This window comes from Stenotrophomonas sp. PS02301 (assembly GCF_029959485.1).
In the GTDB taxonomy this organism is placed as follows: Bacteria; Pseudomonadota; Gammaproteobacteria; order Xanthomonadales; family Xanthomonadaceae; genus Stenotrophomonas; species Stenotrophomonas maltophilia_Z.
The window spans coordinates 12362-33870 of the sequence record NZ_JASCOO010000044.1; the positions used below are offsets into that span (position 1 = coordinate 12362).

16 protein-coding genes and 1 tRNA gene are annotated in these 21509 nt (G+C 67.6%); 13 read left to right on the forward strand and 4 right to left on the reverse strand.

The window, feature by feature from the left end; translation table 11 throughout:
• Window positions 1-114: 114 nt before the first annotated feature.
• The 7 genes from leuS to QMX81_RS12155 all read left to right on the forward strand — a co-directional run bounded on the left by leuS (window position 115) and on the right by QMX81_RS12155 (window position 6449).
• Entirely contained in the window at window positions 115-2763 is a 2649-nt protein-coding gene (gene leuS / locus QMX81_RS12125; protein ID WP_121038600.1) for a leucine--tRNA ligase, read from the forward strand.
• Window positions 2764-2925: 162 nt separating this feature from the next.
• Window positions 2926-3531 (forward strand): LPS assembly lipoprotein LptE, encoded by a 606-nt coding sequence (lptE, locus tag QMX81_RS12130; RefSeq protein WP_121038597.1) that lies wholly within the window; start codon window positions 2926-2928, stop codon window positions 3529-3531.
• A 31-nt stretch (window positions 3532-3562) separates the two neighbouring features.
• The gene (gene holA / locus QMX81_RS12135) at window positions 3563-4600 is read left to right on the forward strand and encodes a DNA polymerase III subunit delta (RefSeq protein WP_282261826.1); all 1038 of its coding nucleotides are present in this window, start codon (window positions 3563-3565) and stop codon (window positions 4598-4600) included.
• Between the two features lie 4 nt (window positions 4601-4604).
• On the forward strand, window positions 4605-5270 hold the full coding sequence (nadD, locus tag QMX81_RS12140; protein WP_152154202.1) for a nicotinate-nucleotide adenylyltransferase: 666 nt from the start codon (window positions 4605-4607) through the stop codon (window positions 5268-5270).
• Window positions 5271-5328: 58 nt separating this feature from the next.
• Window positions 5329-5760 (forward strand): ribosome silencing factor, encoded by a 432-nt coding sequence (gene rsfS, locus QMX81_RS12145; protein ID WP_121038588.1) that lies wholly within the window; start codon window positions 5329-5331, stop codon window positions 5758-5760.
• Between the two features lie 84 nt (window positions 5761-5844).
• On the forward strand, window positions 5845-6315 hold the full coding sequence (rlmH, locus tag QMX81_RS12150) for a 23S rRNA (pseudouridine(1915)-N(3))-methyltransferase RlmH (protein WP_088434465.1): 471 nt from the start codon (window positions 5845-5847) through the stop codon (window positions 6313-6315).
• Window positions 6316-6372: 57 nt separating this feature from the next.
• A tRNA-Asn gene (locus tag QMX81_RS12155) sits at window positions 6373-6449 on the forward strand.
• Window positions 6450-6573: 124 nt separating this feature from the next.
• Here the strand turns inward: QMX81_RS12155 and QMX81_RS12160 are convergent.
• The 3 genes from QMX81_RS12160 to QMX81_RS12170 form a co-directional block, all read right to left on the reverse strand.
• Window positions 6574-9408 (reverse strand): TonB-dependent receptor, encoded by a 2835-nt coding sequence (locus QMX81_RS12160; RefSeq protein WP_121038585.1) that lies wholly within the window; start codon window positions 9406-9408, stop codon window positions 6574-6576.
• 179 nt (window positions 9409-9587) lie between these two features.
• The gene (locus QMX81_RS12165) at window positions 9588-10247 is read right to left on the reverse strand and encodes an energy transducer TonB (RefSeq protein WP_282261833.1); all 660 of its coding nucleotides are present in this window, start codon (window positions 10245-10247) and stop codon (window positions 9588-9590) included.
• A 231-nt stretch (window positions 10248-10478) separates the two neighbouring features.
• On the reverse strand, window positions 10479-11213 hold the full coding sequence (locus tag QMX81_RS12170; protein WP_282261835.1) for an SIMPL domain-containing protein: 735 nt from the start codon (window positions 11211-11213) through the stop codon (window positions 10479-10481).
• Between the two features lie 130 nt (window positions 11214-11343).
• On the opposite strand from QMX81_RS12170, the gene QMX81_RS12175 reads away from it, so the two are divergent.
• Genes QMX81_RS12175 through tldD form a run of 4 tightly spaced genes read left to right on the forward strand, consistent with a single transcriptional unit; the run spans window position 11344 to window position 18796 of the window.
• On the forward strand, window positions 11344-11925 hold the full coding sequence (locus QMX81_RS12175) for a Maf-like protein (RefSeq protein WP_282261846.1): 582 nt from the start codon (window positions 11344-11346) through the stop codon (window positions 11923-11925).
• Entirely contained in the window at window positions 11918-13405 is a 1488-nt protein-coding gene (rng, locus tag QMX81_RS12180; protein ID WP_121038576.1) for a ribonuclease G, read from the forward strand. Before QMX81_RS12175 ends, rng begins: the two co-directional genes overlap by 8 nt.
• 30 nt (window positions 13406-13435) lie before the next feature.
• Entirely contained in the window at window positions 13436-17296 is a 3861-nt protein-coding gene (locus QMX81_RS12185; protein ID WP_282261839.1) for a YhdP family protein, read from the forward strand.
• Window positions 17297-17350: 54 nt separating this feature from the next.
• Window positions 17351-18796, forward strand: coding sequence for a metalloprotease TldD (tldD, locus tag QMX81_RS12190; protein WP_121038570.1), 1446 nt, complete (start codon window positions 17351-17353; stop codon window positions 18794-18796).
• Between the two features lie 78 nt (window positions 18797-18874).
• Here tldD and yjgA read toward each other — a convergent pair whose 3' ends face one another.
• Complete coding sequence (gene yjgA / locus QMX81_RS12195) at window positions 18875-19489, reverse strand: ribosome biogenesis factor YjgA (RefSeq protein ID WP_152154194.1); 615 nt, start codon at window positions 19487-19489, stop codon at window positions 18875-18877.
• 68 nt (window positions 19490-19557) lie between these two features.
• Between yjgA and pmbA the strand changes: the two genes are divergently transcribed.
• Both pmbA and QMX81_RS12205 read left to right on the forward strand, forming a co-directional pair.
• Window positions 19558-20925 carry a metalloprotease PmbA gene (gene pmbA, locus QMX81_RS12200; RefSeq protein ID WP_121038564.1) on the forward strand — a complete coding sequence of 456 codons (1368 nt, stop codon included), beginning with the start codon at window positions 19558-19560 and terminating at the stop codon, window positions 20923-20925.
• Window positions 20926-21003: 78 nt separating this feature from the next.
• On the forward strand, window positions 21004-21381 hold the full coding sequence (locus QMX81_RS12205; RefSeq protein WP_121038561.1) for a DUF4870 domain-containing protein: 378 nt from the start codon (window positions 21004-21006) through the stop codon (window positions 21379-21381).
• The last annotated feature ends 128 nt before the right edge of the window (window positions 21382-21509 follow it).

Sequence of the window (21509 nt, forward strand, 5' to 3'; positions counted from 1 at the left end):
CCCCAGTCAATTCAATGAGATGACAGGTTTGGCCGCGACGGTGGGCCACGTCGATTGGAGCCCTTTGCCGCACTGCGGTACCCTGTGCCGCTTTGCCGCCGCACTAGCGTTTTTATGACCAGCGTCGAACCCAACGTTTACGATCCGCAGCAGGTTGAATCCGCCGCCCAGCAGTACTGGGATGCCACCCGTGCCTTCGAGGTCACCGAGACTTCGGAGAAGCCGAAGTTCTACTGCCTCTCGATGCTGCCGTATCCGTCCGGTGCGCTGCACATGGGCCACGTGCGCAACTACACCATCGGTGACGTGATCAGCCGCTACAAGCGGATGACCGGCCACAACGTGCTGCAGCCGATGGGTTGGGATGCTTTCGGCCTGCCGGCCGAGAACGCGGCGATCAAGAACAAGACCGCGCCGGCCAAGTGGACCTACGCCAACATCGAGCACATGCGTGGCCAGTTCAAGGCCATGGGCTATGCGATCGATTGGTCGCGCGAGTTCGCCACCTGCACGCCCGAGTACTACGTGCACGAGCAGCGCATGTTCACCCGCCTGATGCGCAAGGGCCTGGCCTACCGCCGCAACGCGGTGGTGAACTGGGACCCGATCGATCAGACCGTGCTGGCCAACGAGCAGGTCATCGATGGCCGCGGCTGGCGTTCCGGCGCGCTGGTGGAAAAGCGCGAGATCCCGCAGTGGTTCCTGCGCATCACCGATTACGCCCAGGAACTGCTGGACGGCCTGGACGAACTGCCGGGCTGGCCCGACTCGGTCAAGACCATGCAGCGCAACTGGATCGGCCGCTCGGAAGGGCTGGAGATCCAGTTCGATGTGCGTGACGCCGACGGCAGCACGCTGGACCCGCTGCGCGTGTTCACCACCCGGCCGGACACCGTGATGGGCGTGACCTTCGTGTCCATCGCCGGCGAACATCCGCTGGCCCAGCACGCGGCCAAGTCCAACCCGGCGCTGGCCGCGCTGCTGGCCGAGATGAAGCAGGGCGGCGTGTCTGAGGCTGAGCTGGAAACCCAGGAAAAGCGCGGCATGGATACCGGCCTGCGCGCCATCCATCCGGTCACCGGCGCCCAGGTGCCGGTGTGGGTCGCCAACTTCGTGCTGATGGGTTACGGCACCGGCGCGGTGATGGCCGTCCCCGGCCATGATCAGCGCGATAACGAATTCGCCAACAAGTACGGCCTGCCGATCCGCCAGGTCATCGCGTTGAAGTCGCTGCGCAAGGAAGAAAGCGCGTACGACGCCACGCGCTGGCAGGATTGGTACGGCGACAAGACCCGCGAGACCGAGCTGGTCAACTCCGAAGAGTTCGACGGGCTGGACTTCCAGGGCGCCTTCGAGGCACTGGCCGAGCGTTTCGAGCGCAAGGCCCAGGGCCAGCGCCGCGTGAACTATCGTCTGCGCGACTGGGGCGTCAGCCGCCAGCGCTACTGGGGTTGCCCGATCCCGGTGATCTACTGCCCGAAGTGCGGTGCCTTGCCGGTACCGGAAGAGCAGCTGCCGGTGGTCCTGCCGGAGAACGTCAACTTCGTCGGCACCGGCTCGCCGATCAAGGCCGATCCGGAATGGCGCAAGACCACCTGCCCGGACTGCGGCGGCGCGGCCGAGCGCGAGACCGACACCTTCGATACCTTCATGGAATCGAGCTGGTACTACGCGCGTTACACCTCGCCGGGTGCCCGCGATGCGGTGGACAAGCGGGGCAACTACTGGCTGCCGGTGGATCAGTACATCGGTGGCATCGAGCACGCGATCCTGCACCTGATGTACTTCCGTTTCTTCCACAAGCTGCTGCGTGATGCGCGCATGGTGGACAGCAACGAGCCGGCGCAGAATCTGCTGTGCCAGGGCATGGTGATCGCCGAAACCTACTACCGCCCGAACCCGGACGGCTCCAAGGACTGGATCAACCCGGCCGATGTGGATGTGCAGCGTGACGAGCGCGGCCGCATTGTCGGGGCGACCCTGATCGCCGACGGCCAGCCGGTGGTGATCGGCGGCACCGAGAAGATGTCCAAGTCCAAGAACAACGGCGTGGACCCGCAGGTGATGGTGGGCAAGTACGGCGCCGACACCGTGCGCCTGTTCTCGATGTTCGCCGCGCCACCGGAACAGTCGCTGGAGTGGAACGAAGCCGGCGTGGATGGCATGGCCCGTTTCCTGCGCCGCTTGTGGGCCCAGGTGCAGAAGCATGCCGCTGATGGCGCCGCCCCGGCGCTGGACGTGGCCGCGCTGAATGCCGAGCAGAAGGCGCTGCGCCGCAAGACCCATGAAACCATCGGCAAGGTCGGCGACGACTACGGCCGCCGCCACAGCTTCAACACCGCGATCGCCGCGGTGATGGAGTTGATGAACGCGCTGGCCAAGTTCGATGACGTCAGCGAGCAGGGCCGTGCGGTGCGCCAGGAAGCACTGCGCGCCACCGTGCTGCTGCTCAACCCGATCACGCCGCATGCCAGCCATGCGCTGTGGCAGGTGCTGGGCCACGCCGAGGAACTGCTGGAAGACCAGGCGTTCCCGGACGCCGATCCGGCGGCGCTGGTGCGCGATGCGGTGACCCTGGCGGTGCAGGTCAACGGCAAACTGCGCGGCACCATCGACGTCGCTGCCGATGCGCCGCGTGATCAGATCGAGGCACTGGGCCTGGCCGAGCCGAATGCGGCCAAGTTCCTGGAAGGGCTGACCGTGCGCAAGATCATCATCGTGCCGGGCAAGATCGTGAACATCGTGGCGGCCCCGCAGGGCTGATCCCGTCGTGCCACCGGGGGCCTGCGCCTCCGGTGGTACCGATCTCCAAGGGCCGGTTGCAGGCAGATCCTGCAGACCGTCCGGTATCAAGTCCTGTTCACGCGGCATCCGGCAGGATCACTGCTTGTTGCCGCGACCGCCGCGCTCCTACAGACTGTATCCATGACCCGATTCCTGCTTGCCCTTGTCCTGACCGCAACCCTTGCCGGGTGCGGCTTCCATCTGCGCAACAAATTGATGCTGCCGGCCGATACGGCCGCGGTGCAGGTGGTCTCCACCGCGCCTTACAGTGAGCTGGTCAAGTTGCTCCGCCGTGGCCTGCAGGCCTCCGGTGCGCAGTTGGCGGATCCGGACAGCACCGGCCCGGCCTCGCAGCTGCAGGTATTGTCCGAGCGCTGGGGCGATCTGCCGATCGCGATCGATGCCCAGGGCCGTGCCCAGGAGTACAGCCTGCGCTATGCGGTGATCTTCATCTTCCGCCGCGAAGACGGCAGCGAGCTGGTGCCGCAGCAGGTGATCGAACTCTCGCGCGACTACGTGTCGCCGCCGACCGACGCCACCGGTACCACCACCGAACGCGAAATCCTCGCCGACGAACTGCGCCGTGAGATGTCCGCCTCGATCATGCGGCGTATCGACAGCGTGGTCCGCGCGGAACTGGAGCATGGCCGTGCCCCGGCCAAGTCCGGCACGACCCCGGCCGTGACGCCCGCTGCCACCCCGACCCCGGCGCCGGCGGTACCCGCCGACGTCCCGCAGGGACACTGAATCCGGTCCGCCTGCGGATCGGCCTGCCCGGATGGAACTGCGCCCCGAACAGCTTGCCAGCCAACCGGCCAGCCAGCCGTTGGCCCCGGTCTACCTGATCGCAGGTCCAGAAACGCTGCGTGTGCTGGAAGCGGCCGATGCGGTGCGGGCGCGCGCACGCGCCGAGGGCGTCAACGAGCGCGAAGTCTTCGATGCCGATGGCCGTGACTTCGATTGGCACCAGCTCGATGCCAGTTTCAACGCGCCCAGTCTGTTCAGTGCACGTCGCCTGATGGAACTGCGCCTGCCCAGTGGCAAGCCGGGCAAGGAAGGCGCCGAAGTGATCAGCCAGTTCTGTGCCAACCCGGCGCCGGACGTGATCCTGCTGATCACCTGCAATGAATGGAGCAAGGCCCACCAGACCAAGTGGGCCGATGCCGTTGGCCGCGCCGGGGTGATCTCGGTGGCCTGGGCGATCAAGCCGCATGAACTCACCGAGTGGGTCGAGCGCCGGCTGCGTGGCAAGGGCCTGCGCGCCGACCCGCAGGCGGTGCAGCGCCTGGCCGAACGGGTGGAAGGCAACCTGCTCGCCGCCGCCCAGGAAATCGACAAGCTGGCGCTGCTGGCCGATGGCCAGACCCTGGATGTGGACACGATGGAATCGCTGGTGGCCGATGCCGCCCGTTATGACGTGTTCCGTCTGGTCGAGGCGACCTTCTCGGGTCAGCCTGCGGCCGTGCTGCGCATGATCGCCGGCCTGCGTGCCGAAGGTGAAGCGGTGGCGGCGCTGACGCCGATCCTGATCCGCGAGTTGCTCTCCACCGCCGGTCTGGCGCGGGTGCAGGCGCGCGGTGGCAACCTGGCTGCGGAAATGAAGAGCCGCGGCATCTGGGAATCGCGGCAGGCGCCGTTCAAGCGCGCGCTGCAGCGCCATCCCGAGGTCAAGCGCTGGGAGCGCTTCGTGGCCGAAGCCGGGCTGGTGGACCGCATCGCCAAGGGGCGCGCCGATGGCGACGCCTGGCTGGCGCTGGAGCGGCTGCTGATCGCCGTCTCCGAAGCTCGCGCTGTGCGCCTGCTCGCCCGGGCCTGAGCCCATGGGGCTGCGCATCTATTACGGCGGGACCTTCGATCCCGTCCATCTGGGCCATCTGGCCATTGCCCGCGCCGCCCGCGACCAGCTGCAGGTAGCCGTACGCCTGCTGCCGGCCGCCGATCCACCGCACCGTGCCGCCCCCGGCGCTGATGCCGCACAGCGCCTGGCCATGCTGGCCCTGGCCATCGGCGATGAGCCCGGCCTGCTGCTGGACCGGCGCGAGCTGGACCGGGCCGAGCGCCAGCCCGGTGTGCCGTCCTACACCGTCGATACGCTGCGCGAGCTGCGCGCCGAGCTGGGCCCGCGCCAGCCGATCGCCTGGCTGGTCGGTGCCGACAGCCTGTTGGCCCTGCCCAGCTGGCACGAATGGGAAGCGCTGTTCGAGCTGGCGCATTTCATCGTCGCCGACCGCCCCGGCAGTCCCCTGGCCGCCGCCTGCGACCCGGTGCTGGCGCAGGCCCTGGAAGGGCGCTGGGCCAGCCACGAGCGTGAGCTGTTCAGCGCGCCGGCCGGGCGCCTGATGCGCTTGCAGGCGCCGTTGCGCGAGGAATCGGCCACCGCGGTGCGCGCGCAGATCGCCGCCGCCGGGCCCTGGCGGCAACTGCTGCCTGAGGCGGTGGCGGGCTACATCATCGACCACCGCCTGTACGGCGCGACACCGTCGTGAATACGCGCGGGCCCGCCGCCCCGTATAATCGGCCCCACATTTATCGAGTTGACCCGCTTTGAGCAACCAAGCCCAGCCCCAGACCATCAAGGTCCAACTGCCCAATCCGGCGCCCTCCGTTCTGCAGCTGCTCGAGTGCGTGCGCGGGGCCACCGAAGAACTGAAGGCCAAGGATCTCGTTGAGATCGACGTCATCGGCCGCTCCAGCGTCGCCGATTACATGGTGATCGCCTCGGGCACCTCCAGCCGTCACGTCAAGTCGATCGCCGACGAAGTGGTGAAGTTCGCCAAGAAGCTGGGCGTGATGCCGCTGGGTGTGGAAGGCGAGCGCGAAGCCGAGTGGGTGCTGGTCGACCTGGGCGATGTGATCGTTCACGTGATGCTGCCGCGCGTGCGTGAGTTCTACGCGCTCGAGCGCCTGTGGACCGTGGGCGACCAGCCGCCGATCGAACTGCTCGACGATGCGGACGACGACTACGACGCGCGCTGATCGCAGCGTGCCCGGTCACGACAACGGCGCCGATGGCGCCGTTGTCTTTTGCGGCGCCGCCTGTGGTGGCTGCGGAGGACAGACATGAAAGCCAAGCTGATCGCCACCGGCGAGCGCGCCCCATCCTGGGTGGCGCAGGGCTTTGCCGAGTACCAGAAGCGGCTCTCGCACTGGTTGCCGTTCGAGCTGGTCGAGATCGAACCCGGCCTGCGCGGCAAGGGCCGCGATGCGCGCCGCGCGACCGATGACGAAGGCAAGCGGGTGATCGCCGCGTTGCCGAAAAATGCCTATGTGGTCGCGCTCGACGTGCCGGGACGCCCGCTCAGTTCCGAACAGCTGGCGCAGCGCCTGGAGCATTGGCGCGGCCAGGGCAGGGACCTGGCCTTCCTGATCGGCGGGCCGGAGGGGCATTCGGCGGAAGTGTCGGCAATGGCTGATGAGAAATGGTCGATCGGCCCGCTGACGCTGCCGCACATGCTGGTGCGCCTGGTAGTGGCCGAGCAGCTGTACCGCGCCGCGGCGATGCTGGCCAACCATCCGTATCACCGCGCGTGAAATAGTTGTCGCCAGACGGGTTACATCTCGCGAAAAACGGGCTACAATGCGCACCCCGCCCGAATAGCTCAGCCGGTTAGAGCACTTGACTGTTAATCAGGGGGTCGTTGGTTCGAGTCCAACTTCGGGCGCCAAGATTTGAAGAAAAGCCTCGCAGCGATGCGGGGCTTTTTCTTGTCCGCGATTTACCCGCGTGCCGCGATCCAAACAAAAAGCCCGGGCAATGCCCGGGCTCCTTGTTCCCCAAGTGCGCTTACCTCATTCGAAGGTGTACTTGGCACCGACGGTGAAGTAACGGCCGATCGCGCCGCTGAAGTGCAGCGGGTTGTAGTTCACGCCACCGTAGGTGGTCGGATCCAGCGGAGCGATGCGGTCGAACAGGTTCTGCACCGATGCGTTCAACTCGAAGGCCTCGGTGATGTTCCAGCGACCGGACAGGTCGAAGGTGGTGAACGAAGAGATCTTGGTGACGTCGGTGCCGTCGGCATAGGCGAACTGATACGAGCCGTCCGGACCGCGGAAGTCGGTGTTCTCCATCTTGGAGATGTAGTTGGCCACGCCGCTGACGCTCCACGGGCCCTGCTTCCAGGTGGTGCCGAAGTTGATGCGATCCTTCGGGGTGCCGATGCAGTTGGTGACGTCGCAGTTGCCGTGCGTGCCGGCATAGTCGACGGTCACGTCGGCATCGGTACGCTCGAACTTGAGCACATGGCTCCACTGCAGGTCCATCTCCAGCTGGCCCGGACCGATGTCGAAGGTCTGGCGGATGTCGGTATCGATACCGCGGACGCGGGTCGATGCAGCGTTGATGTACTGCGTATTGACCGCCAGGATGCTGCCGGTGCCGGGAACACCATTGAGCAGGTTGTTGTCACGCAGCACGTTGCCTGCGGCAATCGCTTCGGCAGTACTGCCCTGGGCGATTTCGTTGGTGCGCTTGATCTGCCACGCGTCGACCGTCATCGAGGTGCTTGAGGTCGGCTGCAGCACCAGGCCGACTGAATAACTCTTGGATTCCTCCGGCTTCAGGTCCTGGTTCGGGCGGGTGATGATGGCGACCGGCAGTGCGCCGCAATCGTCATCGGTCGCGCCCGGGGCCGGGTTGCCGCCGGGGCAGCGCACGGGATCGGCAGCGTTGGAGAACGCTGCCAGGCCACCGTCGCCGTTCTCGGCCGGATTCGGCGCGCGGAAGCCTTCGGCATAGCTGCCGCGGACCGCGATCCAGTCGGCCGGGGTCCACTTGATGCCGACCTTCGGCGTCGCCTTGCCCTCGCCGCTTTCATACTTGTCATAGCGCACCGCGCCGGACAGTTCCAACTGCTCCAGTACCGGGGCGGACAGTTCGACGTAACCGGCGTAAACGTTCTGCGTGCCGTCATAGGCCGAGTAACCCAGGCCGATGATGTCGCCCTGGTCGGTATAGGTCTGCGGGGTCAGGCTGTTGCTGGTCTTGCGCCATTCGGTACCCAGCGCCAGGCCAAGCGGGCCACCTTTGAGGTCCATCAGGCTGCGCGACACGGTGAAGTCGAACATGTCCAGGCTGGACTTGGCGCGTGCGCTGATGTCAGGCGAAATGTAGTCATACAGCGCCTGCGAATTGAGCCCGGCGTTGTCGCCGATGCGCCACACCCCGCCTGGGCAGGCCGGGTTCCCAAGCGCGCACTGCACGGCGCTGTAGCGCAGGAAGCCGGTGCGCTTGTTGACCAGATCCGTCCCCGAATGCAGGTAGGCGGTGTCGTAGCTCCACTCACCCCAGTTGCCCTTCACGCCCACCAGGAAGCGGTTGAACTCGTTGGTGTTCTCCGTCACGCGCGGGCCGACATCCCAGGCCGAGTAGCGCAGGCGCGAGGCCTGGCCGGGAATGGGATTGTCCGGATGGGTAGGGCCGAGCACGGTGGCGCCATCGCCGCTGTTGGCGTTGACCGGGCCGCCGGGATAGCCCCAGCCGCCGGACACGCCGGAGGGCGTGTTGCTGAAGGTGGTTTCCTTCTTGGAGTAGCCGATTTCGGTGTAGATCTCACCGCCCTCGCCGAAGGCGAAGCTGGCGCGACCGAACACGTTGACGTACTTCTCTTCCGGGGTCAGGTCACGGTACAGCTGGTTCGGATCCCACAGGCAGCCCTGCTGCTGTGCGGTGACGTCGTTCTGGCCAGGAATGGTGGTAAGGCCCGCACAGCCTGGGAGCGCAACGAGGAAGGCCGGATTGTCAGCGGTCACGGCGCGATCGTCGAAGACCGAACCGGTCGGACCCACACCGCCACGGGTACCACCGGACAGCGCGGCGCCACCCAGGAACTGGGCGTTGTTGCCGTAGCCCCACGGGCGGATATCGCCGGTGCCGATCCACTTGCGGTTCTTGCGGTCGCTGATCTTGATCGCGTCGGTCTTGCCCACGTCCAGGCTGAAGAACGCATTCCAGCCATCGGTGGCCAGGTCGCCGGTACCGGCGGTCAGGGTGGCCTTCTTGGCATCGCCGTCGCTGTCACCGGACAGGCCGTAGGAGGCGCGCAGGATGGCGCCGTTGAAGTCGCTGCGCAGGATGATGTTGACCACGCCGGCGATGGCATCGGAACCGTAGATCGCAGAAGCGCCGTCCTTGAGGACTTCGATGCGCTCGACCGCATCCAGCGGAATCGTGCTCAGATCGGTGAAGACTTTCTGGCCGTCGTCGGCCAGGCCGTAGGTCGCCATGCGGCGGCCGTTCAACAGTACCAGCGTGGAGCCGGCGCCCAGGCCGCGCAGCGAGATGCCCGCGCCACCGCCGGCAAAGCCGTTGCCGAAGGTCTTGGGAATGGAGCCGGACCCATCCGCGGTCAGGGTCTGCAGGTACTCGGCGACCGTGGTCTTGCCGGTGCGGTCAATCTCCTGGCGGGTGACCACCTGGACGGGGGAGGGAGTCTCGGTATTGGTGCGGGGGATGTTCGAGCCGGTCACCGTGATCCGGTCAAGGTTGGTCGCCTGCTCCTGCGCGAACGCGGAGGACGACGCCATGGCGCCCACCAGCAGCAGCGCGCCGCTGGTCAGGATCGTGGAAATGGAATGGGCCAGGGTATTGCGGCGGCTGTCGTCGCGGCGTTGGATCGGGTGTTTCACAGCTTCTCTCCTGACTGGGAAAACCTACATGTGTGAGGGTCGTCATCGAAATCACTGGCGACGGCGCCAATCTAGGTTTCCGGCAGGTGACGCAAGTGTGAAAAATTGCTTAATTCGCGAAAGATCGTGTGAGGGCATTGTGTGAATGGGGAGAGCCCCGACGGGCCCTCCCCAGCCCATCAGTGCGGCAACGAAAACTCCACCGGCACCAGGCCATCGGCTTGGACCACCTGCCCATTGACGGTCGCGGGCACGAAGCGCCAATGACGCATTACCTGCTGACGCGCTGCCTGGTCCAGAGCACGAGAGCCGCTGCTCTTTTCGATGCTGACCGCGACCGGGTTGCCATCGGTGCCCACCCGGATGCGCAGCAGGACCGTCCCCTCCTGGCCAAGGCGGATCGCCGCGACGGGATAGGGCGGAGGTGGCGCGCTGCGGTACTGCAGTTGGGCTCCGGCGGCGGGCGAGGGCGCGGCGGGGGCCGGTTCCAGCGCCGGTGCGGCGGTCTCGCTGGCGGGCATCGGTGCCACCGCAGGCGCCTCGTCGAGGGTGGCGGTGGGTGTCGGCAGCGGTGCCGGCGCGCGTTGCGTGGTCACGGGCACGGTCGGGGGGAGCCGCTGCGGGTCCGCTGGAGGGTGACGGATGATCTCCGGCTGCGGCGGCGGAGGCAGCACCCAGCTCACCCGCATGCGCTCGCGCGGGGCCGTGATCAGCGGCTGTGCGGCAGGAATCAACAACAGCATCAGGGCCAGCGCATGGACCGCGATGGCGGTGCTCCACCCGAGCACGCGGGACGCTTCGATGGGCAGCGGGACAACCGGGGACGGGGTACGGACCATGCTCCACTCTCCTTGCCAGATGTGCGGGAACATCAACGTGCCTGCGCGGCGCGTGGGGTCAGGCGGGGCCGCGCACTGACAGCAATACCCGAGCCCGGCACGGGCCGGAAGTCAGGGGCAGGGTGGCGAGTTGGCTGGCAGTCAGGATCCAGCCGCAGACAGCATGACGGCGCCCGCAGGCGCCGTCATGCCAGGCAGGAGCGGACCGTTGGTCCGCTCTCTTCTGACGTGTTACCGGCCCAGGTCGAACACCACGTCCAGGTTGACCGACACGGTCGATTCGCCCGGCGAGACCGGGGTGGACACGTCGGCTGCCATCGGCGCCGCCGCCGCACGCATCATCACCGGGCGGAAGTTGCCGCCGCCGCTCTCGGAGATGCTCACGATCCGGCGCACGCGCAGGCCCAGCGACTTGGCGTAGGTCTCCGCACGGGCCTGGGCTTTCTTCAGCGCGGCCAGGCGGGCCTCGTCATAGACCGGTTCGGGCTGGTCGATCTCGAACTGCGGGCCGTTGATCTGGTTGGCGCCCTGGGCGGCCAGTGCGTCGAGTACTTTGCCGAGCTTGGCGATGTCGCGCACTTTCAGGCTGACCGTGTTGCTGGCCTGGTACCCGGTGATCTTCGGTGCCTCGTTGTCGGCATAGCGATACTGCGGGCTCAGGTTGACGCCGCTGGTCTGCACATCACGCTCGGCGATGCCGGCGGCCTTGATCGCGGCGAGCACCTTGGTCATCTGCTCGGCGTTCTGGCGCATGGCGGTGTTGCCGTCCGCGGCCTGGGTCACCACGCCGGCCGAGAGCGTGGCCACGTCCGGCACGCGCCTGGCCTCGGCATTGGCCGAGATGTTGAGCAGGGTGCCGTCGGCCGGCACGGCGATGGTGGGCTGGGACTGGGCGTGGGCGGTCATCGAAGCTCCCAGGGCAAGGGACAGGGCGAGCAGCAACGGGGACAGGGACGGGCGGCGCATGTACATCTCCTTGTGAAGACGTTGAGGTTGGTGTCGGGGCGATGAACGCGTCGTGAGGTTTGATGGGGTTGATCACGATTCAAGCGTGTTGCTCGCGATTCAGACAGTAGGCTCAGGTTATGCTTCCTCGATGCTTTATCTTGCCTCTCGATCCCCCCGACGAAACGAACTGCTTGCGCGCCTGGAACGACCCTTCCAGGCGCTTGAGCTTCACGTGCCCGAAGTCCGCGCGCCCGACGAGTCCGCCGCCGATTACGTGCAGCGGGTCGCCGCCGACAAGGCGCGCGCCGGGTTGGCGCTTGTCGCGCATGACCCCGAGGCGGTGGTGCTGGGCTCGGACACCGAGGTCGTGCTCGACGGGCGCGTGTTCGGCAAGCCGGTGGATGCTGCCGACGCCTGCGCGATGCTGCGCGCGTTGGCCGGGCGCACCCACCAGGTGATGACCGCCGTGGCGCTGGTCGCTGCCGGCCGGGAACAGGGCGTGCTGGTGGTCTCGGAGGTGACGTTCGCGGCGATCGAGGAGGATCGGATCGCAGCCTACGTGGCCAGTGGCGAGCCGATGGACAAAGCCGGTGCCTATGCGATCCAGGGTGGCGCCGAACGATATATCCGCCATCTGGCGGGAAGCTATTCGGGTGTGATGGGTTTGCCCCTGCAACAGACCGAGCAGTTGCTGCAGACGTTCGAACTGAAGGGAGTCGCCCATGTCTGAAGAAATCCTGGTCAATGTCACTCCGCGGGAAACCCGCGTCGCCGTCATCGAGAACGGCATGCTGCAGGAACTGCACATCGAACGTGGCTGGCGCCGCGGCGTGGTCGGCAACATCTACAAGGGCAAGGTGCAGCGGGTGATGCCGGGCATGCAGGCGGCCTTCGTCGAGGTCGGGCTGGAGCGCGCCGCGTTCCTGCACGCCAACGATGTGATCCGCCCGGCCCCGGTGGCCAGCCCGGATACCGAAGGCACCACGTTGCCGCCGCCGTCCTCGGTGCCGATCGTCGAGCTGCTGCGCGACGGCCAGGACATCGTGGTGCAGGTGGTCAAGGACCCGATCGGGACCAAGGGTGCCCGCCTGACCACCCAGATCAGCATTCCCTCGCGTTACATGGTGCTGCTGCCGCAGTCCAAGGTGGTGGGCGTGTCGGCCCGGATCGAGGACGAGGCCGAGCGCGCCCGCCTGAAGAGCCTGGTGACCGAACTGTCGGCCCAGCACGGCGGCTACGGCTACATCGTGCGCACCAATGCCGAAGGCCAGCCGGCGGAGGCGATCGCCGAAGACGTGGCCTACCTGTCGCGGGTCTGGAACGTGGTGGAGCGCCGTGGCCGCGATGCCGCACCGCTCAGCGTGATCTATGAAGACCTGAGCCTGCCGCTGCGCTCGGTGCGCGATCTGATCCGCAAGGACGTGGACAAGGTCAAGGTCGATTCCAAGGAGACCTTCAACCAGCTGCAGGCCTTCGTGGCCAAGTACATGCCGGTGCTGGCCGAGAAACTGGAGCTGTACAGCGGTGATCGCCCGATCTTCGACATGTTCGGGGTCGAGGATGAAATCGGCCGGGCGCTGGACAAGCAGGTCCCGCTGAAGTCCGGTGGCTATCTGGTGATCGACCAGACCGAGGCGATGACGACCATCGACGTGAACACCGGTTCGTTCCTGGGCCAGCGCAACCTCGAAGAGACCGTGTTCCGCACCAATCTGGAGGCCGCGCAGGCGGTGGCGCGGCAACTGAGGCTGCGCAACCTGGGCGGCATCATCATCATCGACTTCATCGACATGGACGATGCCGAGCATCGCCGCCAGGTGCTGCGCACCCTGGAGAAGGCGCTGGCCCGCGACCATGCCAAGACCACCGTCTACGATTTCTCGCCGCTGGGCCTGGTCGAGATGACCCGCAAGCGCACCGTGGAAAGCCTGGAGCGGCAACTGTCCGAGCCGTGCCCGGAGTGCAGTGGGCGGGGCTCGATCAAGACCGCCGAAACGGTCACTTACGAGATCTTCCGCGAGATCACCCGGGCGGTGCGTCAGTTCGATGCGGCGCGCCTGCTGGTGATCGCTTCCTCGAAGGTGGTCGCACGCATCACCGACGAGGAATCCTCGGCGGTGGCCGAACTGGAGGAGTTCCTGGGCAAGAGCATCCGCTTCCAGGCGGACGAGCAGTATCTGCAGGAGCAGTTCGATGTCGTGCTGCTCTGACCGCGGCCGGTCCGGCATTCCCACGTTCCGATGAGCACACCGCTGCGCCTGCGCCTGCGCCGGATCCGCCGCCATGCTGTGTATGCGGTGGCGGTCCTGCTCGTGGGCGTGGCCCTGCTGGTCGGCACTGCCAGCCAGCTGTTGCCCTTGGCCGAGCGTCACCCGGACAAGGTGGCGGCGTGGTTGAGTGCGCGCGCGGGCCAACCGGTGCGCTTCGATGCGCTGGATACCGCCTGGACCCGGCGCGGCCCGCTGCTGCAGCTCACAGGGCTGCGCATCGGTGAAGGGCAGGGCCTGCGCATCGGCGAGGCCGAGGTGCTGGTCTCGATGTATGCCGGCCTGCTGCCGGGCCACTCGCTGACCGAGCTGCGCCTGCGCGGCCTGGCGCTGGTGCTGCAGCGTGCCGACGACGGCCGCTGGTCGGTGCAGGGCCTGCCGCAGTCCGGTGCAGGCGATCCGCTGGAGACACTGCGCCGCCTCGGCGAGCTGCAGGTGATCGGTGGCCGCTTGAAGGTGGACGCGCCCTCGCTGGGCATAAGCGCCGTGCTGCCGCGGATCGACCTGCGCCTGCGCGTCAACGGCCAGCGCCTGCGGGTTGGGGCGCGTGCGTGGGCCGACCCGTCCGCACAGCCGCTGACGGCGGTGCTGGAATTCGAGCGCAAGCGCGGCGATGGTCAGGCCTGGTTCTCGGCCGACCCGGCCGACTTCCGGGCGTGGTCCTCGCTGCTGCAGTTCGGCGGCATCGGCCTGCAGCAGGGTACCGGTGAGTTCAATGCGTGGGTGGACCTGCGCGATCACCGGGTGGTGATGGTCACCACCGATGCGGACCTTCAGAACGTACAGGTGCGCGGCGTGAAGCTGGCGGACGGCACCCACCCGCAGCTCGCGTTGGACACGCTGGAACTGCGCGCACGCTGGCGCTGGGTGCAGGGTGGCTGGCGTGCCGATGCGCCGCGGTTGCGGATCGGCATGGAAGGCAGCACCCAGCAACTGGATGGGCTGCTGCTGGCCGGCGGGCAGCACTTCGCGCTGGCCGGCGACAACATCGATGCCACCGCGCTGTTGCGGGGGCTGGCGCTGACCGACCGGATCGATCCCGGCCTGCGCGAGTGGCTGCACGAGGCCGCACCGCAGGTGCGCATGACCCGCGTACGGGTGGCAGGCGAGCAGGGCGGCCCGCTGTCGGTCGACGGGGATCTGGAAGACATCCGCTTCGCGGCGGTCGGGCATTCGCCCGGGCTCAGCGGTGTGGGCGGGCGCTTCAACGGCGATGCCGATGGCTTCACCCTGGATCTGCAGCCGCAGCAGGTGATGCATTTCGATTGGCCCAGCGGCTTTGGCGAGCGCCACGACGTGCGCCTGGCCGGCCGGTTGGTGGGCTGGCGCGACGAGGCCGGCGGCTGGCGGATCGGCACCCCGGCGCTGCGCGTGCAGGGCACCGATTACGCCGCCGATGTGCGCGGCGGCATCTGGTTCCAGAACAACGGCACGCGCCCCTGGCTGGAACTGGCGGCCAGGATCGACGATGTGCCGATGACGGCGGCCAAGCGTTTCTGGATCCATTCCAAGATGAGCAAGACCGCCACCGATTGGCTGGATGCCGCCCTGGTCTCCGGCCAGGTGCGTGGCGGCGTGGGCCTGGTGACCGGCGATCTGGAAGACTGGCCGTTCGACAAGAACAACGGCCGCTTCGAGGCGACCGGCCACATCGACGCCGGCAGCATCCGCTTCCAGCACGACTGGCCGGCGATGAACAAGGTCGATGCCGATATCGCCTTCATCGGCCCGGGCTTCGAACTGCATGGCAAGGGCGACCTGGCCGGGGTGGCGGTGGACCACTTCGATGCCGGCATTCCCGATTTCGGCGAGACCGATCTGTACGTCAAGGCCACCAGCCGCAGCGATGCCGGTGCACTGCTGGCCATGCTCAAGCAGAGTCCGTTGCAGGCCACCTATGGCGAGACGCTGGACAATCTCACTGCGAAGGGGCCGGCCGCGGTCACCTTCGACCTGCTGCAGCCACTGCATCACGACGACGGCGGCGGTCACCTGCAGGGCACGGTCGATCTCAATGGCGCGACCCTCACCGACAAGCGTTTCGACCTGGTCTTCGAGAACATGCGCGGCACGGCACGCTATGGCCACGGCGGCTTCGATGCGGAGCACCTGGCCGTGCGCCACCAGGGCCAGGACGGGCTGCTCAGCCTGCGCGCCGGGGAGTTCGTGCGGGATCCGCAACAGGCCTTCGAATCCGAGCTGACCGCCTCGCTGGAAGCCGGCGCGCTGTTGGACCGGGCGCCCGAATTGAACTGGCTCAAACCTTACATGCAGGGCACCTCACGCTGGACCATCGGGGTGACCCTGCCCAAGGTCGCGGCCGGCAGCAAGGTCGAGCCGCCCACCGTGCTCAAGCTGCATTCGGATCTGGTCGGCACCACCCTGGAACTGCCTGCGCCGCTGGACAAGCCCGCCGCCACGCCGTTGGCGACGGACGTCACCGCACAGCTGCCGATGGGCAGCGGCCGTGTGGATGTCGCCTTCGGCCAGCGCCTGGCCTTGGCCGCGCGCACGCATGACAACCAGACCGGCGTGCAGGTCACCCTCGGCAGCGACCGCGTGGATCGCGATCCGCCGGCCAGCGGGCTGGTGGTGAACGGGCGCAGCGGCTCGCTGGATGCGTTGGAGTGGATCGCCCTGGCCCGCTCGCCGGACGGCGGCGACGGCAAGGACCCGATGCCGCTGCGGCAGGTGGACGTGCAGGTCGGCCAGCTGCTGCTTGCCGGTGGCGTGTTCCCACAGACCCGGCTGCAACTGCGGCCGACCAGCAGCAGCGTGGACGTGCGCCTGGACGGTCCCTCGCTGGCGGGCGGCCTGACCGTGCCCAATGCCGAGGGCGGCACTATCGTCGGCAAGCTCAGCCGGGTGCACTGGCAATCGCTGCCGACGCCGGTCAAGGCGCCCAGCGATGGCGCTCCGATCCTGCTGCCACCGGACGTGGCCCTGCCGGCGCGGGTCCAGGCCAGTGCCAATGACACCAATCCGGCCAAAATCCCGCCGCTGTCGCTGGATATCGATGACCTCCAGTTCGGCAAGGCCAAGCTCGGCCAGGCGGTATTGCGCACGCGGCCGATGGCCAACGGCCTGAGCGTGGACCAGCTGCAGTTCCGCGCACCCAAGCAGGAGATCGACGTCAATGGCCGCTGGATGGGCATGGGCGAGGCCGCACGCAGCCAGTTCAACGTGCAGGTCAAGAGCGAGGACCTGGGGGGACTGATGCAGAACCTGGATTACGGCGGCCAGCTGCGTGGCGGCCAGGGCCAGCTGAGCATGAGCGCCGGCTGGCAGGGCGGCCCGTCCGACTTCCAGCTCGGCGCGCTGCAGGGCCAGCTCGACGTGCAGGCCCGCAACGGCCAGTTGCTGGAACTCGAACCCGGTGCCGGGCGCGTGCTCGGCCTGCTCAGCGTGACCCAGCTGCCGCGCCGGTTGATGTTCGATTTCCGCGATTTCTTCTCCAAGGGCTTCGCCTTCAACCAGGTCGAAGGCCGCGTGGCGTTCGCCGATGGCATGGCCACGACCGACAAGGTGCTGATCGAAGGCCCGGCGGCGAACATCACCATCCGCGGCCAGACCGACCTGCGCCAGCAACGCTTCGATCAGACCATCGACGTCAACCCGCGCGCCGGCAACCTGCTGACCGTGGTCGGCGCGGTCGCCGGCGGGCCGGTGGGGGCGGCGGTCGGTGCGGCGGCCAACGCGGTGCTGTCCAAGCCGCTGGGCGAGATCGGCGCCAAGACGTACCGCGTGACCGGCCCCTGGGCCGAACCCAAGGTCGATGTGATCGACCGCGACGCAGCGCCCAAGCCGGCCCCGGCCGCACCGCCGGCGCGCTGACCCCTTTCCCGCGCCCGGGTTGCGATTGCGCCCGGCGCCCACAGATCAAAGAGCATGAACAACAACGCACTTTCGCTGGCCACCGACCGTCTGCTGCTGCCCGCCGGGCTGGATGCGAACGGTCTGGAACGCACGTTCGGCACCCTGTTGGGCCCGGGCATCGATTTCGGGGATCTCTATTTCCAGCACGCGCGCCGCGAGAGCTGGAGCGTGGAGGACGGCATCGTCAAGGACGGGGCGCATTCGATCGAGCAGGGCGTGGGCGTACGCGCCATCGCCGGCGAGAAGACCGGCTTCGCCTACTCCGATGACATCCACAGCGACGCGCTGCTGGCCGCGGCCAACTCGGCCCGCGCCATCTCCCGCGAGGGCGGGGCACAGTCGGCCCGCTCGCTGGTGCGTGGCAGTGGCCGCGCGCTGTACCCGGCGCTGGACCCCATCGATGGCATGGGCAACGAGGCCAAGGTGGAGATGCTCAAGCGGCTGGACCGCTACCTGCGCGCCGCCGACCCGCGCGTGCAGCAGGTGATGGTCAGCCTTTCCGGCGGCGTGGATACGGTCCTGATCGCGCGCAGCGATGGCGTGCTCGCCGCGGATATCCGCCCGCTGGTGCGCTTGAACGTACAGGTGATCGTCGAGCAGCACGGCCGGCGCGAGTCGGGCTACTCCGGTGGCGGCGGCCGTTACAGCTATGAAGACCTGTTCGCCGATGGGCGCCCGGAAGGTTTTGCCCGCGAGGCGCTGCGCCAGGCGCTGGTGAACCTGGAGGCGGTTCCGGCCCCGGCCGGGGTAATGACCGTGGTGCTGGGCCCGGGCTGGCCCGGCGTGCTGCTGCACGAAGCGGTCGGCCACGGCCTGGAAGGCGACTTCAACCGCAAGGGCACCAGCGTCTACGCCGGCCGGATCGGCGAGCGCGTGGCCGCGCCGGGCGTGACCATCGTTGACGACGGCACCCTGGACGGGCGCCGCGGCTCGCTGAACATCGATGACGAGGGCCATCCGACCCAGTGCACCACACTGATCGAAGACGGCATCCTGGTCGGCTACATGCAGGATTCGCTCAATGCGCGCCTGATGGGCGTGGCCCCGACCGGCAACGGCCGCCGTGAATCATTCGCGCACATGACCATGCCGCGCATGACCAACACCTACATGCGCGCCGGCCAGCACGATCCGGAAGAAATGATCCGCTCGGTCAAGCGTGGCCTGTACGCCGTCAACTTCGGTGGCGGCCAGGTCGACATCACCAGCGGCAAGTACGTGTTCTCGGCCACCGAGGCCTACCTGATCGAAGACGGAAAAATCACCGCGCCAGTGAAGGGCGCCACCCTGATCGGCAACGGGCCGGAAACCATGCAGAAAGTGCGCATGATCGGCAACGATCTGGCCCTGGACGAGGGCGTGGGCATCTGCGGCAAGGATGGCCAGAGTGTGCCGGTCGGCGTGGGCCAGCCGTCCCTGCTGATCGATGGCATCACCGTGGGCGGCACCCAGGCCTGAGCCGGGATGCATTCGCCTGCGCTGCCTGATCACGCGGCCGCCAGCGGGGTGCTGGCGCCGCCGCGTGAGCGCCGGGACTCAGTCCTCGGCGTTCTCGTCGCTGTCGCTGTCGGTGTCGACCGCGTCGTCCAGCGCGTCTTCGGAGCCGGCGTTCACGCCTTCCAGGCCGAGCGCGGCCGGCAGCAGCAGCGCACGCAGCAGCTGGAAGATCTCGCGGTAGGCGCGCGGCGGCTTGTTCTTGGCCTTTTCGGCCTGGGCGTTGCGGACCAGCGTACGCAGCTGCTGGCGGTCGGCATGCGGGTATTCGTCCAGCAGCGCACCCAGCGCCTTGTCGCCGTCCTTGAGCAGGCGCTCGCGCCAGTCTTCCACGCGGTGCATGGTCGCCACTTCACGGCGCGAGGTCTCGCTGTTGGCATCCAGCGCATCGCGGATCGCATCCAGCACGGCGTCGTCTTCGCGGCGCATGTGCTTGGCCAGGAACGCCAGCTGGCGCTTGTGGGCGATATGCGCGGTGATGCGCTTGGCCTCGGCGATGTGCGGCAGCAGATCTTCGGGCACCGGCAGGCGCGCCAGCTGGGCCGGGGTCAGCGAGACCAGCTTTTCGCCCAGGGCCAGCACGTCCAGCGCAGCCCGGCGGTTCTGGCTGCGGCTGATATCAAGGAATTCACCGGTTTCTTCGTCGCGTCCGCGCATCGTCTTATTTCCACATCCGTAAACTGTGCCGGCGTCGCGCCGGGCACTCACCTGTACAGGATAAAGCATTGAACGTGATCTCCCCTGAAGTCTCCCCGGCCGACGACAGCCTGCAGCGCCTGGAGCAGCTGGCTGACATCTCCCAGCGCCTGCTGGAGCGGGCCAAGGCCCTGGGCGCCACCCAGGCCGAGGTCAGCTGCAGCGATGAGCGCGGCCTGGATGTGAACGTGCGCCTGGGCGAGGTCGAAACGGTCGAGTCCACCCGTGACCGCGGCATCGCCGTGACCGTCTACGTCGGCCAGCGCAAGGGCAGCGCCAGCACCGCCGACCTGCGTGAGAGCAGCCTGGAGTCGACCGTGGCCCAGGCCTGCGCGATCGCCCGCCACACCGAGGACGACGAGGCCGCCGGCCTGGCCGAGGCGGCGCTGATGGCCCGTGAATTCCCGGATCTGGACGGCTGGCACCCCTGGGAACTCAGCGCCGATGCGGCGCTGGATCTGGCCCTGGCCTGCGAAGCGGCCGGCCGTGAGGCCGACACCCGCATCAGCAATTCCGACGGTGCCTCGGCGGCGACCGCGCAGAGCCTGTCGGTGTACGCCAACTCGCATGGCTTCATCGGCCGCGAGCGCAGCAGCCACCATTCGATCGGCTGCGCGCTGATCGCCGGGCAGGGCGATGGCATGCAGCGCGACGGTTGGTACAGCAGCGCGCTGGCCCGCGAAGACCTGGACGATGCGGCGTCGATCGGCCGCCGTGCCGCCGCGCGTACCGTGGCCCGGCTGGAGCCGCGCTCGATGACCACGGCGCAGATGCCGGTGCTCTATTCGCCGGAGGTGGCCCGCTCGCTGATCGGCCATCTGCTCGGCGCCGTCTCCGGTGGCGCGCTGTACCGCCGTGCCAGCTTCCTGCTCGACAGCGTCGGCACGCGCCTGTTCCCGGACTGGTTCGGCATCGAAGAGCTGCCGCTGCTGCGCCGTGGGCTGCGCTCGGCCGCCTTCGATGGCGATGGCGTGGCCACCCGCAATTCAGCGCTGATCCGTGATGGCGTGCTGGAGCGCTACATCCTGGGCAGCTATTCGGCACGCAAGCTCGGCCTGCCGACCACCGCCAACGCCGGTGGCGTACACAACCTCAAGGTCACCGCCAACGCGGGTGATCTGGTCTCCATTGCCCGGCAGATGGGCAATGGCCTGCTGGTCACCGAACTGATGGGACAGGGCGTCAACAGCATCACCGGCGACTACTCGCGTGGTGCCGGCGGCTTCCGCGTGGAGAACGGCGAGATCAGCTACCCGGTGGACGGCATCACCATCGCCGGCAACCTCAAGGACATGTTCGCCAGCATCGAAGCGGTGGGCACCGACATCGACCCGCGCTCGCACGTGCACACCGGGTCGATCCTTGTAGGACGAATGACCGTTGCTGGTAACGATTGACGTATTCTATGGAGGCTGCCCTGGCAGGCGGGGAGCCTGCCGCGTGCACTACCCATTACCTCGAACAAGGAGTTTCACGTGAGCGATTTCGATAACGTCACCACCCCGCCGCCGCCGCCGGCCGGCGCTGCACCGGCCGACCAGCGTACGCTGTCGCTGGTAGCCCACCTGCTGGGTATTTTCACCGGCTTCATCGGTGCGCTGATCATCTGGCTGGTGAACAAGGATGACCCGCAGAAGGGCTTCGTGACCGACCAGGCCAAGGAAGCGCTGAACTTCCAGATCACCGTCTTGATCGCCTACGTCATCTCCACCATCCTGCTGGTCGTGTTGATCGGCGGCCTGCTGCTGACCCTGGTATGGATCGCCAACCTGGTGCTGTGCATCCTGGCGGCGGTCAAGGCCAACAACGGTGAAGCCTATCGCTATCCGTTCACCCTGCGCCTGATCAAGTAATCGATCCGCTGCGCTGGAACGAAAAACGCCCGGGAATCCCGGGCGTTTTTGGTGGTGCCGGGTAGCGGTAGCCCCGGGGGGGGAACGCCGGGCGCCCCGGTTCCCCCGAACCGGCCCCCCCGGCCCCC

What these genes read in the sequence shown, in the direction of transcription:
- nadD (WP_152154202.1), top strand. Translation starts at nt 4,605, where the DNA reads ATGGGGCTGCGCATCTATTACGGCGGGACCTTCGATCCCGTCCATCTG.
- rng (WP_121038576.1), top strand. Translation starts at nt 11,918, where the DNA reads ATGTCTGAAGAAATCCTGGTCAATGTCACTCCGCGGGAAACCCGCGTC.
- QMX81_RS12175 (WP_282261846.1), top strand. Translation starts at nt 11,344, where the DNA reads ATGCTTTATCTTGCCTCTCGATCCCCCCGACGAAACGAACTGCTTGCG.
- yjgA (WP_152154194.1), bottom strand. Translation starts at nt 19,489, where the DNA reads ATGCGCGGACGCGACGAAGAAACCGGTGAATTCCTTGATATCAGCCGC.
- tldD (WP_121038570.1), top strand. Translation starts at nt 17,351, where the DNA reads ATGAACAACAACGCACTTTCGCTGGCCACCGACCGTCTGCTGCTGCCC.
- leuS (WP_121038600.1), top strand. Translation starts at nt 115, where the DNA reads ATGACCAGCGTCGAACCCAACGTTTACGATCCGCAGCAGGTTGAATCC.
- lptE (WP_121038597.1), top strand. Translation starts at nt 2,926, where the DNA reads ATGACCCGATTCCTGCTTGCCCTTGTCCTGACCGCAACCCTTGCCGGG.
- rlmH (WP_088434465.1), top strand. Translation starts at nt 5,845, where the DNA reads ATGAAAGCCAAGCTGATCGCCACCGGCGAGCGCGCCCCATCCTGGGTG.
- QMX81_RS12170 (WP_282261835.1), bottom strand. Translation starts at nt 11,213, where the DNA reads ATGCGCCGCCCGTCCCTGTCCCCGTTGCTGCTCGCCCTGTCCCTTGCC.
- QMX81_RS12165 (WP_282261833.1), bottom strand. Translation starts at nt 10,247, where the DNA reads ATGGTCCGTACCCCGTCCCCGGTTGTCCCGCTGCCCATCGAAGCGTCC.
- holA (WP_282261826.1), top strand. Translation starts at nt 3,563, where the DNA reads ATGGAACTGCGCCCCGAACAGCTTGCCAGCCAACCGGCCAGCCAGCCG.
- QMX81_RS12185 (WP_282261839.1), top strand. Translation starts at nt 13,436, where the DNA reads ATGAGCACACCGCTGCGCCTGCGCCTGCGCCGGATCCGCCGCCATGCT.